This is a genomic window from Acetobacterium sp. UBA5834 (assembly GCF_002435675.1).
Lineage (GTDB): Bacteria > Bacillota > Clostridia > Eubacteriales > Eubacteriaceae > Acetobacterium > Acetobacterium wieringae.
The window spans coordinates 65763-80895 of record NZ_DJGY01000003.1; the positions used below are offsets into that span (position 1 = coordinate 65763).

At 43.7% G+C, this 15133-nt stretch carries 16 protein-coding genes; 2 read left to right on the forward strand and 14 right to left on the reverse strand.

Going from position 1 to position 15133, the window contains the following annotated elements; genetic code table 11:
* Positions 1–95: 95 nt before the first annotated feature.
* From B3F51_RS00585 to B3F51_RS00600, 4 genes are all read right to left on the reverse strand, one after another.
* A complete protein-coding gene (locus tag B3F51_RS00585; protein WP_148638602.1) occupies positions 96–572 on the reverse strand; it encodes a GNAT family N-acetyltransferase in 477 nt (158 codons plus the stop codon).
* A 106-nt stretch (positions 573–678) separates the two neighbouring features.
* On the reverse strand, positions 679–2019 hold the full coding sequence (locus B3F51_RS00590) for an MFS transporter (protein WP_286944869.1): 1341 nt from the start codon (positions 2017–2019) through the stop codon (positions 679–681).
* A 107-nt stretch (positions 2020–2126) separates the two neighbouring features.
* Positions 2127–2750, reverse strand: a complete 624-nt coding sequence (locus B3F51_RS00595; RefSeq protein ID WP_286805976.1) for a TetR/AcrR family transcriptional regulator — start codon at positions 2748–2750, stop codon at positions 2127–2129.
* Positions 2751–2938: 188 nt separating this feature from the next.
* Positions 2939–3244 (reverse strand): GGDEF domain-containing protein, encoded by a 306-nt coding sequence (locus B3F51_RS00600; RefSeq protein WP_148638605.1) that lies wholly within the window; start codon positions 3242–3244, stop codon positions 2939–2941.
* Between the two features lie 95 nt (positions 3245–3339).
* Here B3F51_RS00600 and B3F51_RS00605 point away from each other — a divergent pair, with 95 nt between their 5' ends.
* Positions 3340–4569, forward strand: coding sequence for a multidrug effflux MFS transporter (locus tag B3F51_RS00605; RefSeq protein WP_148638606.1), 1230 nt, complete (start codon positions 3340–3342; stop codon positions 4567–4569).
* A gap of 68 nt (positions 4570–4637) precedes the next feature.
* Here B3F51_RS00605 and B3F51_RS00610 read toward each other — a convergent pair whose 3' ends face one another.
* The 3 genes from B3F51_RS00610 to B3F51_RS00620 are packed head-to-tail and all read right to left on the reverse strand — an operon-like array spanning position 4638 to position 9609.
* Entirely contained in the window at positions 4638–5120 is a 483-nt protein-coding gene (locus B3F51_RS00610; RefSeq protein ID WP_148638607.1) for a flavodoxin family protein, read from the reverse strand.
* A 32-nt stretch (positions 5121–5152) separates the two neighbouring features.
* Positions 5153–8113 (reverse strand): bifunctional diguanylate cyclase/phosphodiesterase, encoded by a 2961-nt coding sequence (locus B3F51_RS00615; RefSeq protein ID WP_286944872.1) that lies wholly within the window; start codon positions 8111–8113, stop codon positions 5153–5155.
* Between the two features lie 35 nt (positions 8114–8148).
* Positions 8149–9609, reverse strand: coding sequence for an extracellular solute-binding protein (locus tag B3F51_RS00620; protein WP_286944874.1), 1461 nt, complete (start codon positions 9607–9609; stop codon positions 8149–8151).
* Positions 9610–9952: 343 nt separating this feature from the next.
* Here B3F51_RS00620 and B3F51_RS00625 point away from each other — a divergent pair, with 343 nt between their 5' ends.
* Complete coding sequence (locus B3F51_RS00625) at positions 9953–10372, forward strand: hypothetical protein (protein WP_286944877.1); 420 nt, start codon at positions 9953–9955, stop codon at positions 10370–10372.
* 328 nt (positions 10373–10700) lie between these two features.
* On the opposite strand, the gene B3F51_RS00630 is transcribed toward B3F51_RS00625, so the two are convergent.
* The 7 genes from B3F51_RS00630 to B3F51_RS16255 all read right to left on the reverse strand — a co-directional run.
* Positions 10701–11240: a DUF6144 family protein gene (locus B3F51_RS00630; RefSeq protein WP_286944878.1), complete on the reverse strand. Its 540-nt coding sequence runs from the start codon at positions 11238–11240 to the stop codon at positions 10701–10703.
* A 162-nt stretch (positions 11241–11402) separates the two neighbouring features.
* The gene (locus tag B3F51_RS00635; RefSeq protein ID WP_286944879.1) at positions 11403–12236 is read right to left on the reverse strand and encodes an AraC family transcriptional regulator; all 834 of its coding nucleotides are present in this window, start codon (positions 12234–12236) and stop codon (positions 11403–11405) included.
* Between the two features lie 10 nt (positions 12237–12246).
* The gene (locus tag B3F51_RS00640; RefSeq protein WP_286944881.1) at positions 12247–12753 is read right to left on the reverse strand and encodes a GNAT family N-acetyltransferase; all 507 of its coding nucleotides are present in this window, start codon (positions 12751–12753) and stop codon (positions 12247–12249) included.
* The gene (locus tag B3F51_RS00645) at positions 12754–13206 is read right to left on the reverse strand and encodes a DUF3795 domain-containing protein (protein WP_070370728.1); all 453 of its coding nucleotides are present in this window, start codon (positions 13204–13206) and stop codon (positions 12754–12756) included.
* Positions 13207–13300: 94 nt separating this feature from the next.
* The gene (locus B3F51_RS00650) at positions 13301–13660 is read right to left on the reverse strand and encodes a hypothetical protein (RefSeq protein WP_070370727.1); all 360 of its coding nucleotides are present in this window, start codon (positions 13658–13660) and stop codon (positions 13301–13303) included.
* 201 nt (positions 13661–13861) lie between these two features.
* On the reverse strand, positions 13862–14749 hold the full coding sequence (locus tag B3F51_RS00655) for a fructose bisphosphate aldolase (RefSeq protein ID WP_286944884.1): 888 nt from the start codon (positions 14747–14749) through the stop codon (positions 13862–13864).
* 299 nt (positions 14750–15048) lie between these two features.
* Positions 15049–15133, reverse strand: an 85-nt coding sequence (locus tag B3F51_RS16255; protein WP_414632356.1) for a DUF4256 domain-containing protein, incomplete at its 5' end; no start/stop codon positions are given.

A 15133-nucleotide genomic window follows, 5' to 3' on the forward strand; every position in this document is an offset into this window, starting at 1 on the left:
CTCCTTTGACTCGCTAGTCAATATGTGATTTAAGAATACACCCTATTGACTGACAAGTCAATAGGGTGCCGATAATTGTCTCCGCTTTTCAGGAACTATTTCTCTTTTTGATAAACCCCGTAGTGTTCATCAAAAATATAGCCATTGGCTAACAGGGCTTTGCAGGATCCCCGGTTCTCAGGTTCCGGTTGAACAACGATCCGTTTTGAGTCGGAAAGCCCAAAAATCATTTCAGTCAGCAATTGAACCGCCTTTTTGCCATACCCTTTGCCTAAACAGTCCGCCTCTCCAATGAGATAGTCAATGCTGTAGGTGCCGTTCTGCGGGATATGGGAATAGCATGCCTCATTGGCATCGAGACATTTATAATACTGGCCAAACCCGATGGGCATTTCTTCCCACTCGACAATGAAGTGGGTGATCCATGAAAAGGTACTGTCTCGCAATGTCACTTCCGCAATCCAGTCTTCCGGTTCGGTATACCATCTTTTGACATGGTCTTTTTTTAGCCACTCCTTAAATATGGGTAAGTCATTATCTTCAAATCGTCTGAGTTTTATTTTTTGAGTCACCGTCTATCACCTCCCTTGTTCAAGAATAGTCGATTTCTTGCCGGAAATCAACTGTTAAGGCCACTCTGCTTTGTTGTTTTTTTCTAACCTCATCAGAAAATTATTGCTACCAGGATTCTAGCAGCCGTTCATCTGCTACAGCCGTCGCTTCCAGAGTTATGACACTTCTTAACCGAGCTACCACGATCCCAACGACGGCCAACCCGATTCCGTTGATGATAATCAACAGGGCGTTGCCTCTGCCGACTCCAGACCCGATCATGGCACCGATTCTCATGGCTAATTCGGTATCTCCCTGCATAAACGGTTCAAAGATCCCATCGGTTAACATTCCCACTGCCAAAAACGAGAGAATATAACCCATCTGGGTAATCAGACCAATCAGACCAAAGGCTCGTCCCTGAACCGAATTATCCAAATTAGTTCGAATCAGCACCTCGGCGCCAATCTGGATGGCTGGCATAAAGACAAACATCATGAAACCAAACCCGGCAATCAAAATTAGATTTTCGCTAACCCCAATCAGAGCAAAGAAAACGCCACAGCCAAACAATCCCATTGACAGCATCCACAGATAAGATTTTGGTTGCTTGATCATGCTGATGCCGATGCTTCCAACCATCATCCCCATGGCAATGACAGTGGTCAGAATTCCCAGCTCCCGTTCACCAGCAATGGCCAGAATCAACGGCTTGCTAAGCATCTGCACAAATCCCAGACAGAAGGTGGTAATCGTCATTATAATAATCATCGTGATAATTCCTTCTTTGCCCCGGATGGCGTTGATACCAGCGCTCATTTCACTGAAAAACCCCGAACCTAGCGCAGCGCTTTTTTTGCTGGTCAACCCTTTTCTGACAAATGCGATAATCAGAACCGTGGTGAAAAAAGTCAGCATATCGAGGATAATCAGGGTGCCGACCGCTGTCACTTGCAGCAACAGACCGGCAATGGCTGGAGAAATCAACAGCTTGGCACTGCCAGCCAGCTGAACCATGCCACCCGCCCGGGCAAAATCTTCTTCCGGCAAGAGGTCGGTAATCGTGGCCTTAAAGGCTGGCTCTGTCAGGGCTGAAAAAATTGAGCTGATCCCCACACCAATACAGATTACCACCAGGGAGGGCTGAGGGCTTAGCACCGCTGCCAGGCAGATCAGTAGCGCCAATCCGGATAGTAACTCACCCAGAATCATCATCAACCGTCGATCATAGCGATCCGCCAATACTCCACCCACTGGGGCCAGCAGGATCGCTGGCAAAAAGGCGCAACTGGCAAAAATACCGGTGGCTCCCACTGATCCGGTTAGCTTTAAAATATAGATGGCAAGCCCAAAATCAGTCAAGCCACTGCCGATGCTGGAAATAAAAGCGCCCGCTACCAAAATCATAAACTTCTTCATTGAGTGCTGTTGTTGTACGCTACCTGCCTGTGTTTTTTGCCGTTTCATAATTGTTCCTCCTGTTATTCTGGATTTTTATCACGCATCAACCCGTGTATCGACCCACGGTCGATACACGGGTAAAATTTTTTACAAATGTCCACCTATCTATTAAGTTAGGCAAACATTTGTAAAAAGTCCTCTAGTTCTCCTGCTCGGGTTCCCAGCATTCTTTCCATATTGGCCAGAAAGCCCTTAACCTTGACCGGATAAGCATCCATTTCCCAATCCATAATATTGCAGTCAAACAACATATGTCCCAGTAGTAAAATGGTTTCAATCGTTTCCCTTGGATAATCCAGATGAAAAAGATCAGCAGCGATTCCTTCGGCCACTGCGACTTCCAACAGCGGCGTCATCCGCTTGAGCATGGCCTTGGTGTATAGCTGTTCCAGTTTGGCATTCTCCACCTTGTGCATTTGGTCCCTGATTTCCTCCGATCCTTCAAACTCCGGAGACTGAGCCATAATCGCCATCATAATCCGATCGATCAGCGGCACCGATTGATCTTTTAGGATGCGTTCCGCCCGTTTGGCGCCTTCTTCGACAATATCCAGGATGATAGCCGCCAGCACCGCTTCCTTGGAAGCAAAATAATAATAAAAAGTACCTTTGGCAATATCCACAACCTTTAAAATATCATTCACCGAGGTCTGTTCATACCCCTTCGTGACAAAAAGCTCCCGGGCCACCATCAGGATTTCCCGTTTGCGGACTTCTCCTTCTTTGACAGTCTTCATTGAGCCCCTCTCATTCTTTCGACCTTCGGTCGATAATTGAATAATAAAATAAATCTTGCTCTCTGTCAAGATTTATTTTTATTACGGTTTTGAGGAACCCATCAACTACAATGAACGTTCCGATAATTTCTCCTAACTAAGGACTCGCCAAGAGAATACTGTATAGCAACAGACCGCTTCAACTGGTTTTATTGTACCGCAATGGTAAGCTTTGTTTTGCGCCTTTGTTTTTTTTCAAGTTTATCTGCATACATTTGCTGATCGACATGATGATAAAATTTGGTTAGATTTGACCATGTCTTGACATCGTATACGTCTGTCCCGATTGCCACCTCAAGGGGATATTCCACCTGGTTTTCGGCACATTTCAGATATTTTATCATCTGGAGAATCTTGAGCTTAATGGCTGTTTCCTCGGTATTTTCCATCAGGATGGCAAATTCATCGCCACCAATTCGATAACATATCCCTTCCGTCTTTTTATCTTGATCCATCGATATAATTACTTGAAATCTAATCTATTTGCATTATAATATTAAATAGGGTTAATAAGTAATACCCACTTAAATTTATAGGAATGCGAGAAACGATGAAAAAACAAACAACTATTTCTAATAAAAACACCAGTGGACAAAAATACCTGGGTGATCGGGGTTTATTGATCTTCCTGGTTTTTCTAAGCGCTTTTGCCCCGCTATCTACCGATCTATATCTGCCAGCGCTACCGACCATGACTGCCTATTTCAATGTTCCCGAATATCTGACAAATCTGACCCTGATTCTGTTCTTTATCTTTTTTAGCGCCGGTATTCTGGTTTGGGGGCCGCTCAGTGATAAATATGGCCGCCGCCCGATTCTACTGGTCGGAATCACTGGCTATGCCATTGCCAGCCTACTCTGTGCCGTTTCCGGCAGCATTTATCAGCTGATTTTTTTCCGGGTTTTGCAGGCCATCGGCGGCGGTTCTGCCAGTGCTGTGGCCACTGCCATTGTCAAAGATGTCTACCATGAACGACAGCGAGAGAAAACTCTTGCCTTGGTTCAATCGATGGTCATTATTGTCCCGGCTGTTGCCCCAGTTATCGGGGCTCTGTTACTGACCTTCACCTCTTGGCGGGGGGTCTTTATCATCCAGGCTCTACTGGGACTCATTATCCTCTTGGGTTCCATCATTTTTCAGGAATCAATCGCACATCGGGGATCCGGAAATATTCTCCATACTTTGGGGCGACTGGGGGTCGTTCTTAAAAACCCGGGTTTTACTTCCCTGCTGATTATTTTTTCCCTTTCCAGCATCTCCGGATTGGCCTTTATTTCATCATCTTCTTATATTTATCAAAATGATTTTGGAACCAGCAGCCAGGTTTACAGTTACTTTTTTGCCTTTAACGCCCTGGCGATGCTGTTGGGACCCTTGATTTATATCAAACTATCCAACCATTTCAAGCGCTTTTCGATCATTAATCTCTGTTTTGGCATTACCATCTTAAGCGGTCTGGCGATTATTCTGTTCGGTCAGAGCAACCCCTTTATCTTTGCCCTGGCTTTATTTCCCGCTACATTGGCCGGTAGTTGCTCCCGTCCCCCCAGTGCCTACCTGATGCTGGATCAACAGCCTGAGGATGCCGGTTCAGCCTCTTCACTGATGGGTTCTTTTGCCACCATCATGGGCAGCTTGGGGATGATTATCATTTCCTTTAACATGGATCATCTGATTCCCGTTATCGGCGGGCTCAACATTATTCTGGGCTTGCTTTCCGGCGGATTATGGCTGGCCGTGACTAAAACACCACTGCTTCGTAAAATCAGAGAGGCCTGATTGCTGTAAATTCTTTTGAATGAATAAAACTGCCTGATCCGCAAGACGTCGGGTCAGGCAGTTTTATTTTATGCGCCAATCAGTTTGCTGATTTGTGCTAATTTTTCATTAATATTTTTGTCCTGCTGCTGTTTGGGTTCTAAAAAATCAAAATTGCCAAGAATTTGATTGCCAGCGAGATGGGTCTTCATTTTCTCAAAACACTTGTCTGCACCACCGCCACGATGGGTGGCGATCAGAACAATCTTCTTTCCCGTGATATCATAATCTCTGAAAAAAGTATTCAGTGGCGGTGCCAGGGTATCGGCCCAAATCGGCGTGCCAATAATGACCGTCTCATACTTTGACAGATCGATGGCCGGATTGATAAGTTCCGGACACTCCCCAAATTTGGCGCCTTTCCCCCCAACCACATACTTGCTGATCTTCCCGGTGGGATACTCTTTCTGCGGTTTCAGTCGATAAAGATCAACCTCCGCATTTTTTCCAATTTGCTGAGCGATAAAATCCATATTCCCTTCCAGTGAATAATAAATAACAGCGGTTTTCATTTTTTTGCCCCTTTCATTTTTTAATCATTGTTTCATTCTTCCAATAAACTTTGGGTGACTTTCTTTTGTAATGCCTGAATTTCATTTTGCAATTCCGGATCGATTATCGCAAACTCAAACGTCGGCCGACCCAGATAAAACCCCTGAGCATAATCAATGCCCATCGCAATAACCGTGGCCAGATCATTTGAGGCTTCAATACCTTCGGCCACCACCTTGACGCCCTTGTTATGACAAAATTCGACCAGATTAGCAACCAAATTCTGTTTGTCCGCATTGTTGTTAATCCCCTGAATCATCTCCATATCAATCTTTATAATATCCGGCAACAGCGATAAAATCCGGATCTCATTGGAATAACCGCTACCAAAATCATCCAGAGCAATCGCCATCCCATTGTTTTTGATATAGTGTATTTTTTCAGATAAGAGCTCGATGTTGCGGCTATCTTCCTCGGTAATCTCGATGACAACCTGTTTGAAATGTTGACGATATTGCGTTTCAACAAACAGGTGATCTTCATCATTCAAACGCTGGCTGGGAATACTGTTGATAAATATTTTGCGTTCTTCAAGTTCCTCGGCGTACTCATCAAAGATCTGAAACGCCATCAAAATGATCATTCGTTCCAGTTGTGCCAGTTTTGACTGAGCTGCCGCTACGGCTAGAATTTCTCTGGGATTTTTGAAATTGTCCAGTAGGGGCCGCATCAATGCCTCATAACCCATAATTTCGCCGCTTTTTAAATCAACGATAGGCTGAAAGGCAAAGCGTATCCGCCGCTCATCAAGCAAGCGATTGATGGCCTCGCGGTTTTCCAGCAGGTAGGACATCTGCTGATAATACTCCCGATTGAATTCAAACAAACGACCTTTTTCCTTGTGTTTGGCCTCATACATGGCAAAATCCGACCGTTTCAGTAAATCCAGAACGTTGCTGGCATCCTGTGGATACCAGGCCACCCCCGCCGAAAAACGAATCTGATTCTCATTACCATCCGGTGTGTTCAATAAAAAAAACTTCCCGTAAGGATAAAGGTTTTTAATTATCTGACGGAGCTCGTCCTGATTGCCGCAATCATGGAGGTAAATGGCAAACTCATCACCGGAAATCCGGGAAATAATGCCGTCATACTGTTCAAAATAGCGGAAAATTTCACTGGCCCGGATAATCAGCCGATCCCCTACATCATGGCCAAAGGTGTCGTTAATATATTTGAGATTGTCCAGATCAATAAAAATCATCGCCCCAATTTCATTGGGTTTTTCTGCTATTCTCCTTGTCGCTTCCCGTTTCAAGGCGGTGTTGCTAAATAACCCTGTCAATGCATCATAATCCAGCTCATTGGTTAACCGTCGTTTTTCTTCAATGTCGTCGGTGACATCCTGGATCACCCCGACCAGCCCATTGGGCGACTTAGCTTCGAGAATCCGCAGCCACATCTGTTTTTCGGTATAGGCATCGTAATACTCATAGATATTTTCCTGCCCTGCCACCGGTTTTTTGGTCACCTGCTGATAGTAGCGGGACCAGTCATCCTGAGATACCACACTACCGGGATCCAGATGGAGCAGCCAATAGACAAAATCAGTAAGGATCACCTGGCTATTTTCCAATACTTCGTAGCCGCCAATCGGCAACAAACTCAATTCTAGAATTTTAGAGGTGGTTTTGGAGACATTCATCAAACGCTGGTTTAACAATTGCACCGCTGCCGTCAGGTCATCAACCTCCCGCATTCCCGTGGGTTTAAAATAAATCTCATCGTAGGGCGACAGTTCCCGAACATATTTTGACAACCGGGAAATCTTCCGGGTAAAAAAGTAAACCAATACAAAAACGGCCCCAAACGCCAGAATGGTGGTCAGCAAAATGCTGTATATCAGCTTCTCCCGCACTGATTCTGAATTTTCCCGCAAAACATCTTTCGGCACCAGACAAGCCAGGGTCCAGTTCTGATCGGCAAAAGGCGAATTATCACTATATACTTTCAGTTTCTGAACGGAAGCAACCATTGTCCCCAGTGCTCCCAATCGGGTTTCAAAAATTCCCTCGTCCTGTCCTTTTGTGAGTTTCAATTGCTCTCCACTTTTTAAATAGGTTTCTGCTAAAACCCCACTGGGAATAAACCAGTCCAGATTCAGGGTCTGATCAATCATTTGGGTAATCACATAAAAACTGTTGTGATAAAGCAAGTCAGAATCCGGTAGATAATGCTGGCTGAAATAAGGCATATCAATTTCGATCCCCATCACTCCATAGCCATTCCCATTTTCATCCAGAAGCGGCAAGGTATAGGTAACAACCTGCTGATTGTCTTTTAGCAGATCCCGGGGCGGTGCCCAATAACCATACCGCTCCATTTCAGCATTTTTAAACTGACTGCTGGCCCAAATTGGTTTCTCATAAAAATCGAAGACTCCGGCTGAATTTTCCCGACGCAGATCCAGATTCCAGCGGATGCTGGTAGCCATGGTGTATTGTTTAGATACCGCAATCGGACCAATTTCCAGTAAATAGTTTGACGTCGCACCACTATCCGGAGTGCTGTTGCGAATATATACCGCCGAATGCGCCGCAGAATCACCTTTATTCGAATTTGAACCATTCAAAACAAAGAAGGCCCCGGTCACCTGGTTTTCTTTCAGGATTGTTACCAGTGACTGACTTGCCAGCAAAGCCGTTTCATTATATGCCAAATCATTGAGATACAACTCATCGGGAGTACTGCCCTGCTGCTGAGCTAACAAAATTAAGGCGGCATTGAGTTGTTCGGTCTCGCCGGTGACATTGGCAATCGTCTGACCCACCGACGCATCAAATGTTTTCTTCCGGGTTTCGGTGGTATTATTCAGCAATCGTACCGCTTCAGCATCCAGAATGAAAAAAACCTGAGATACCCACAGCGCCGATAGTAAGGCCAGGCTTTGAAAGGTGACAATCAGCGCTAATAATATATTTAACTGTCTTCGAAGGGTCCAGGTCTTTTTCATGTACGTTTCCTTATCAACTGTTTTATTAAGCTTGATTATTTTTCAACATAGGCTATTCCGGACTCATCAAGCTGGCTGCGAATAACGGTCAACCACTCTTCAAACCGGGCATTAAGATCCAGCGCTACCAGTATTTCCGCTTCTGACATGCCCTGTTCCTTTAATACCATAGCATTTTGACGGCCAGCTTCACCCATTGCCGTCAATGATTTTTCCAGCGTCGTTCGCACCTCATAACTGCCTTTAAAAGGAAGTGACGCATAGGTTTCCCGTTCCATGATCTGATCCAGAGCGATCTCATAGACTTTTGCAATATTTTGATCAGCCGCTGTTCCAGCACTTAAAGTCTCCAACGATGTTTTAAAGGCTTCATTCTCGTAAGCGCCAGCTTGCACTGGCAGGTACCCGGTAGTCATGGCAAAATCAATATTCTGCGCTTCTGCAGTAAACCATTTTAGAAAAACGGCCGCCCCTTCCTGCTTAGCTGGGGTCGAGTTGGTCACACTCATCCCTGCCCCCTGCTGGATTGCGTCGGGGCTACCACCGGTAAAGACCGGGTAGGACAGCGCCAGAAAATCGATGGGTTGCTGTGTATTGTCTTTTTCGATCCAGGTTGGGAAATAAGCAGCACCCGATGATGAACCAACGTAGGCTACCAGATCCCCGGCCTTAATATCATCTGACCGGAATTTGCCGACCGCGTTGAAGTAACCCAGGCTCATACCGCCGTAATAGGTATCAAAGATCTTTTTCATCACTTCCCGGTTTAACACGACCTGCTGATTTTTGCCATCGATGACTTCAACCCCCAATTGCTTGTTGCCGATGATGATATAATTTGCCACCGAATCAACGCCCATCAGGCTTTTACCATCCCCGACAGTTGCGGGGGTCTTCGCATCAGTCCACTTATAATAGTCCTGCGCCGCTGCATAAACCCCTTCCCAGGTGCCAAGCTTACTGGCATCCAGACCACTTTCTGCGGCAAATTCACTCCAAGCAGTTTTATTAACATAGAGCAGCTCGGTACTTTTGACAATCGGCAGAATCAGTAGCCGCTCGCCATCAAATTGGCCACTGTTTAAAAATTCTTCCACATACAGCCCCTTTTCGGCTTCGGTAAAGTAATCGTTTAAATCACACAATTTTCCCAACGCATCTATTTCTAACGCCTTATCAGGATAACAGGAGAACAAATCCGGCATGGCTTCGGCATTGATCACGCCATTGGCGGCATCAGTCACCGCTTTTTCGAGTTCCGCAACACTGCCTTTGGCAACCGCATTAACCACCACTCCTTTTTCGGAACCCACACTGGTGTTAAAGGCATCCACCGCTTTTTCCAGGGCAATCTTATTATCCCCCACATAATAATGCCACAGGGTAATCGAAACCGGATTTTTAGGATCGAGCGCTGTTTTTTCCCCGGTTGAGCAGGCTGTCAGGGTGATCAACATGCTTAAAACCAGACAGGCTAGTTTAATTCTTCTTTTCATTTGCTTTTGCTACTCCTTTAATTTATAAATCCCAAGATTTTTACGCTGTCACTAACACTTGACCTCAACTGCTGATGCTTTTCTGACTTTAGCTTGTTTATTTTTTGCTGTACTATTTCAGAAATTTTCTGTCATTTACTGAACATTTTATCAGAGGTTTGCCTCGATGAAAAGAACTATTGCAGAAATAAAAGACTTCTACGGTCTTTTGATCTGAAAAAATTAACACCATTTTAAAACAACCCAAAATACCACCGTTTTGTTTTACAAATAACTTGAAACCAGGTTCTTAAACCTATATACTTTAGTCATTTCAAATTATAGTGTGCTAGGGAGACTCAAGATGACGAAAAACGTTTGGATTGCCGGATTACTTCTTCTATTTGTTGTTTTATGTGGCTGTTCTGTCAAACCGGTTGCCGAAAATAAACTGCCCGTACTTACTGATGACCCAAATCAGCTCATCGGCAAGTGGGAATTGTTTGGCGATAATGGCTACTATGAAACCTATGAGTTCACACCAGATCATCAGGTTATTATTGAAAACCGCACTCTGGGGAAATGGGTGAAGGTTGTTTATACTTATGAAGATGTCTCGGGGCTACTTGTCTTCACGAACGGACAGCGCTTTGAAAGTGATCAACTCATTGGCACGCTGGATAACCTTGGGATGATCAGTTATGCTGTTGATGACCACGCTTTATTTATCTTTAATAATACCTATACTCATGTTGATGCCTTTTCTCAAAATTACGGATCCTAATCCTGAGAAAAGTTTTTTGCCATAAAAAACGCCTCATTTGTTATTTTCATCAGCTTGTCTTAGTTTGTTTTCTGACAACTGCAACAACACCTGTTTTTTTAGCTACAAACAAACGGTGTAAGACTATTAACTGTCTGAATTCAACGACAATAATTCTTTCTAAACAGACTATTGCTGCCGGGATTCTTGAATCCATAGTTTAGCTTCTCCCACATCAAATCAAACAGTATTCCTCCTTGAACAAAAAAAACCGATACTGCATTTTTTTCCAGCACCGGTTTAGGTATTTTTGAAATCTAAGTTATTTCTCCTGTTAGCATGTTGATCTTTACTTCCAGATATCTTTTTCAGGAATAATTTTCATCAAACATTTGTCATCACCCATTTTAACACTTTTTAGAAGCTCCACCTCGACTTGACACTGGAATGTTTTTTCAAAAAGCACCTGGCTGTAGCCGGTGGTGCATTGACACCAGGTATCCGTCTCCAGTCGCTCAACCCCTTCTAACATTGGGCAAGGGCAAAATGGAAACTGGAGATAGAGCTCCCCATTATCACTATAAAGCCCTGCCGCATTGGCTTTGGCCTGACTCCCGAATTCTTCCAGACTCGCTGATTCAGCGACCAGTTCGTTAAGTAGCGCCAAGCGCTCATCCATGCCGTAGCCACACTGACAGTTTCTGCGAATCTGCACAACCGTATCGTGATCAAACTGCTTTTCCAACCGTTTCATTGTCGCTTGAACCCAGCTCGAGTTATCCTCCAATTCATCCGACCCAACTACGATTGCTTTGGCAACCGCCTCATTGCTTTGGTCTTTGACCGCCTGAAAAATAACCTGTTCCTGAATTTTTCTGATATCAAACATATTAACATCCTCCGTTTTTGTTTTATCATCCGTTTGGCTTTTTGAAGCAGGCCGTTATTTGTTTATTTTCCAATAAAAACAAACCTCTTTCAAATCGACCCCTGTCTCTTGACACTTATCATTATAAAAGAACATCTGTCTTCTTACTTCTGAATTCTTGCGCTATTTAACGGGAATGCATAAATCCATGATCACCTGGCTGTGCGCTCGGTCAATTTGGCGATAAATATTAAGACCATAGCGTTCATCCATTTCATAACCGCTGTCTGGCAGCCAGATATTATAAATGCCCTGAAGGGTTTCATAGATATCCTTGATCAGCCCATCAAAGCGGTAAACCGCAAATTTTCCAGCGCCGATCATCGTGCTGTTGGAACACTCACCGTTGGCATCGATAGTCATACACAAATCGTATAAACATTGGCCGACCCGGGTAATGGCCGGATCATCATAGTAACGTTCAATGAGGAGGGTATCGGCATGAATTTCGGCTTGGTGTTTGGCCGTAAAAGCTTCCCACTGGGCACCCAGATCAAGGTAGTTTCCCAGATACCGTTCGTAAATCACCCGAAATTCGGCTATCTGTTGGATCTCAATCTTCCGGTCATATGTCTCGAAGGCCTGAAATCGTGCCAGTTGATCGGGACGATAGGGATGAGGGGCATCGCTGGTATTCACGGTTTTGCGAAATTCTGCCGGAGCAAGGTGATGGTGCTTCTTAAAAGCAGAGCTGTAATTTGACGAACTATAGCCATATCTGCTTCCGATGGTGGTAATTGATTTATCTTTGCCGAGCTTCATTTCAATTGCGCTTTGTTCCATTTTCAACCGCTTGATAAACGCATAGACCCCTTCGCCGGTTTCGGCTTTAAAAATCCGGCACAAATAATACTTGGATAGATGACAATAATCCGCCACATCAGTGATGGTGATTTCTTCATTCAGGTTGTCAATAATAAAATCAATGGCTTTGCTGACGCATTCATTTCCTAGCATCGTTTTGTCGTTATTCCCGAATTAACGCATAAAGTTTCATATCCTCTATCTGATCATTTTTGACAGCATTCTTTCTGAGGATTCCCTCCGGCTGAAAGCCAGCTTTTTCAAGAATCCGGCATGATCCCAGATTTCTAACAAACGGTTCCGCAAAAATCCGGATGATATCGGTTGTTTCAAAAATCAGTTCACAGATCTGTTTAACCGCCCGGGTTCCATGTCCCTGACCCCAATCGGGTTCGGCGATGTAATAACCCAGTTCGCCAGTTCGAAAATGGATGTTTTCTTTGCGAAACACCCCCATGCTGCCAATGACCCGATTGCCATCGGTAACGGCATATGCAAAGATTTGATCCTGATCGGCATCCAGCATGGCCTTTATATATCCTTTTGCATCGTCAATGGTATAGGGATAGGGTAAGCCGTCCCGTAGATTCGCCAGAATTTTCGGGTTGTTTAGCATCTCTGAAAGTGGCTCCGCATCTGTCATTTTCCATTTGCGTAGAGTTGTTTTCAATTATCTTTCCTCCTCATTCCAGCGGTAGCGTTTATTTTTTCGCAAAGTCTCAAGATCACACTGCAGACAGAGCCCATTATGACAACAAATTGGTTCCCCACATTTAGGACATGCCCACCGCTTTGTTTCGCTTTTTAGAAACGCCGCCATTCCATTTTTCTGCAGCGCCTTCAGATTTTCAATCATACTCATATGATATTTGGTCCGATAACGCTTATCAAGGCCCTTTAGGCGCTTACAGGGGAAATCACGACATTCATAACAAAAACGAACCTGCCCATTTTTTAAAAGCTCACAGCTGTCACCCATATGGGTGCAGTTTTCACCCCTTGGAATACAGCCGGGGCAGTATTTCCGATTAAAACCCTGTTTTTTTAAATCATACTTTTTCATTTGATAGGCGACACATAAGCTGCAATTCATACCGCAGGGGGCAATCAGGTTTTCTTCCATCACGAACACCTCTCATTATTCATCGCACAATTTTCTATAAAACATTGCCTTGTAAACATGAAATCATTTGAAGCAAACTAAATGCCAATGGCTATCAGCCGAATGGTATGGCAATTTTGGCATACATCGTCAATAAACTTAGGCCAACGATAACAACATATGGTGAATACTTAAACAATGGATCTTTAAGCAGTTCGACAAACATGATAAACAGTCCGACCAGGAAAGCAACCAGTCCAAAATTAAAAAAAACGGTCCTGATACTAATGATTTCCCACGGCAGCATGATAAAATTTATATAACCCGAATGTGAAAAACAGATCAATAAACAGGCCACTGCCACAAAGGCATTTGACAGTCTAATTGATGGCTCAATATTTTTTATTGTCCTCGATAATATGATCAAATACACGACGATAAGCATAGCGCCACATAATAGCAACAGATCATTCATCTTCAGCCTCCAGTTTTGTTTTTTTGTCACATCTTCGCTGTTTGGCTTTTACACATAAACAACGACTACCGATTGTTTATTTATTGTAACATGTTGTTTCTGAGCTGACAAACAAAACGTCCTTTTTGCTTTTTAAATCGATCAAAAAAAGAGCGTGTTACACTACGCTCTCTTATCACTGATAATTCAGAATCCCGTCATCTATTTAATCGAAGCTTCATAAATCGATTGGATCGATTCATCTAATACCTTGTCAAATTCTGCATCACTCTGACTAACATTGAGACCTTCGGTCAGGGCTCTTGAGAAACTGGCAATCAGTTTCGGATTTTTAGTCAGTTTGATGTTGGACTCTTCCCGGGAATACCCGCCGGATAAGGCAACCGTTCTAACGACATTCGGATGGGCAATTACCTCCTGATAGAAATTATCAATATCGGGAATGGTCAGCTTAAACATGATCTGACAACTTGGCTCCAGCGCTTTCAGGTGTTCAAGAATTTCCTGCTTGAGGATCGCTTCCGCTTCCGCTTTGTTGGGAGTATGAATATCCACTTCCGGCTCCAGAATTGGAATAAAACCGGCTGCCACAATCGCCTGCCCGACTTCAAATTGTTGATCAACAATGGCTTTAATGCCAGTTGGATTTGCTTCTTTGATAACGGACCGCATTTTGGTTCCAAAGATATGCCGTTCTTTCGCACGGGCCAGCAAAGCATCGAGATCCGCAATCGGTTTCATCAACTGAACACCATTCTCCTGATCCAACAACCCTTTATCCACTTTTAATATTGGTACGATTCCTTTAACATCCCAAAGATAATCGGCACTGTATTTATCATCCACTTTTAAGTCCATCGTTTTTTCAAATAAAATAGCTGCCAGAATTCTTTCTTTAGTAAAGGCAGGACTTTTCATAATTCTTGTTCGCATTTCATGAACCATTTGAAACATCTCAGCTTCATCCGCATATGCTTCTTTGGGAATGCCATAAATTGCCAGCGCTTTTGGTGTGCTGCCTCCGCTTTGATCCAGGGCGGCAATAAAACCGTTGTCATTTTTCATCCGTTCCAACTGTAACATATTCATCAATACACCTCCGCTTATTTTATGCTCAAATGTATTATACACCTTTCGAAGGCTTTTGGAACCACTTTTAAATTATTTTTTAAAAAAGAAATTTTTCAAGGGATTTATTTGATCCCGCAAGGACGCTTGTTTCTAGGGTTTTTGAAAGAAGCAATAAGTTGTTATTATTTAATCACCATTAAATATTTTCATTATAAGAATATATGTCGATTTTTTTGCACTATATAAACTGCTTCGACAAATGTTTTTGTGATGCTCATGCCCATAAATCCGTTTCTTCGGAAACCATCTGTTCAAAGTCAGACTCTTAGCATCCCACGAAAGCCTCTTACCCCATAATAAGAAGGTGCGCTGTTGTGATACCTAGGTTCCCGGAAAGTGTAA

Bases quoted from the DNA above. Each gene is read 5' to 3' on its own strand.
- B3F51_RS00590 (WP_286944869.1), bottom strand. From the start codon at position 2,019: ATGAAACGGCAAAAAACACAGGCAGGTAGCGTACAACAACAGCACTCA.
- B3F51_RS00595 (WP_286805976.1), bottom strand. From the start codon at position 2,750: ATGAAGACTGTCAAAGAAGGAGAAGTCCGCAAACGGGAAATCCTGATG.
- B3F51_RS00600 (WP_148638605.1), bottom strand. From the start codon at position 3,244: ATGGATCAAGATAAAAAGACGGAAGGGATATGTTATCGAATTGGTGGC.
- B3F51_RS00605 (WP_148638606.1), top strand. From the start codon at position 3,340: ATGAAAAAACAAACAACTATTTCTAATAAAAACACCAGTGGACAAAAA.
- B3F51_RS00610 (WP_148638607.1), bottom strand. From the start codon at position 5,120: ATGAAAACCGCTGTTATTTATTATTCACTGGAAGGGAATATGGATTTT.
- B3F51_RS00615 (WP_286944872.1), bottom strand. From the start codon at position 8,113: ATGAAAAAGACCTGGACCCTTCGAAGACAGTTAAATATATTATTAGCG.
- B3F51_RS00620 (WP_286944874.1), bottom strand. From the start codon at position 9,609: ATGAAAAGAAGAATTAAACTAGCCTGTCTGGTTTTAAGCATGTTGATC.
- B3F51_RS00625 (WP_286944877.1), top strand. From the start codon at position 9,953: ATGACGAAAAACGTTTGGATTGCCGGATTACTTCTTCTATTTGTTGTT.
- B3F51_RS00630 (WP_286944878.1), bottom strand. From the start codon at position 11,240: ATGTTTGATATCAGAAAAATTCAGGAACAGGTTATTTTTCAGGCGGTC.
- B3F51_RS00635 (WP_286944879.1), bottom strand. From the start codon at position 12,236: ATGCTAGGAAATGAATGCGTCAGCAAAGCCATTGATTTTATTATTGAC.
- B3F51_RS00645 (WP_070370728.1), bottom strand. From the start codon at position 13,206: ATGGAAGAAAACCTGATTGCCCCCTGCGGTATGAATTGCAGCTTATGT.
- B3F51_RS00650 (WP_070370727.1), bottom strand. From the start codon at position 13,660: ATGAATGATCTGTTGCTATTATGTGGCGCTATGCTTATCGTCGTGTAT.
- B3F51_RS00655 (WP_286944884.1), bottom strand. From the start codon at position 14,749: ATGAATATGTTACAGTTGGAACGGATGAAAAATGACAACGGTTTTATT.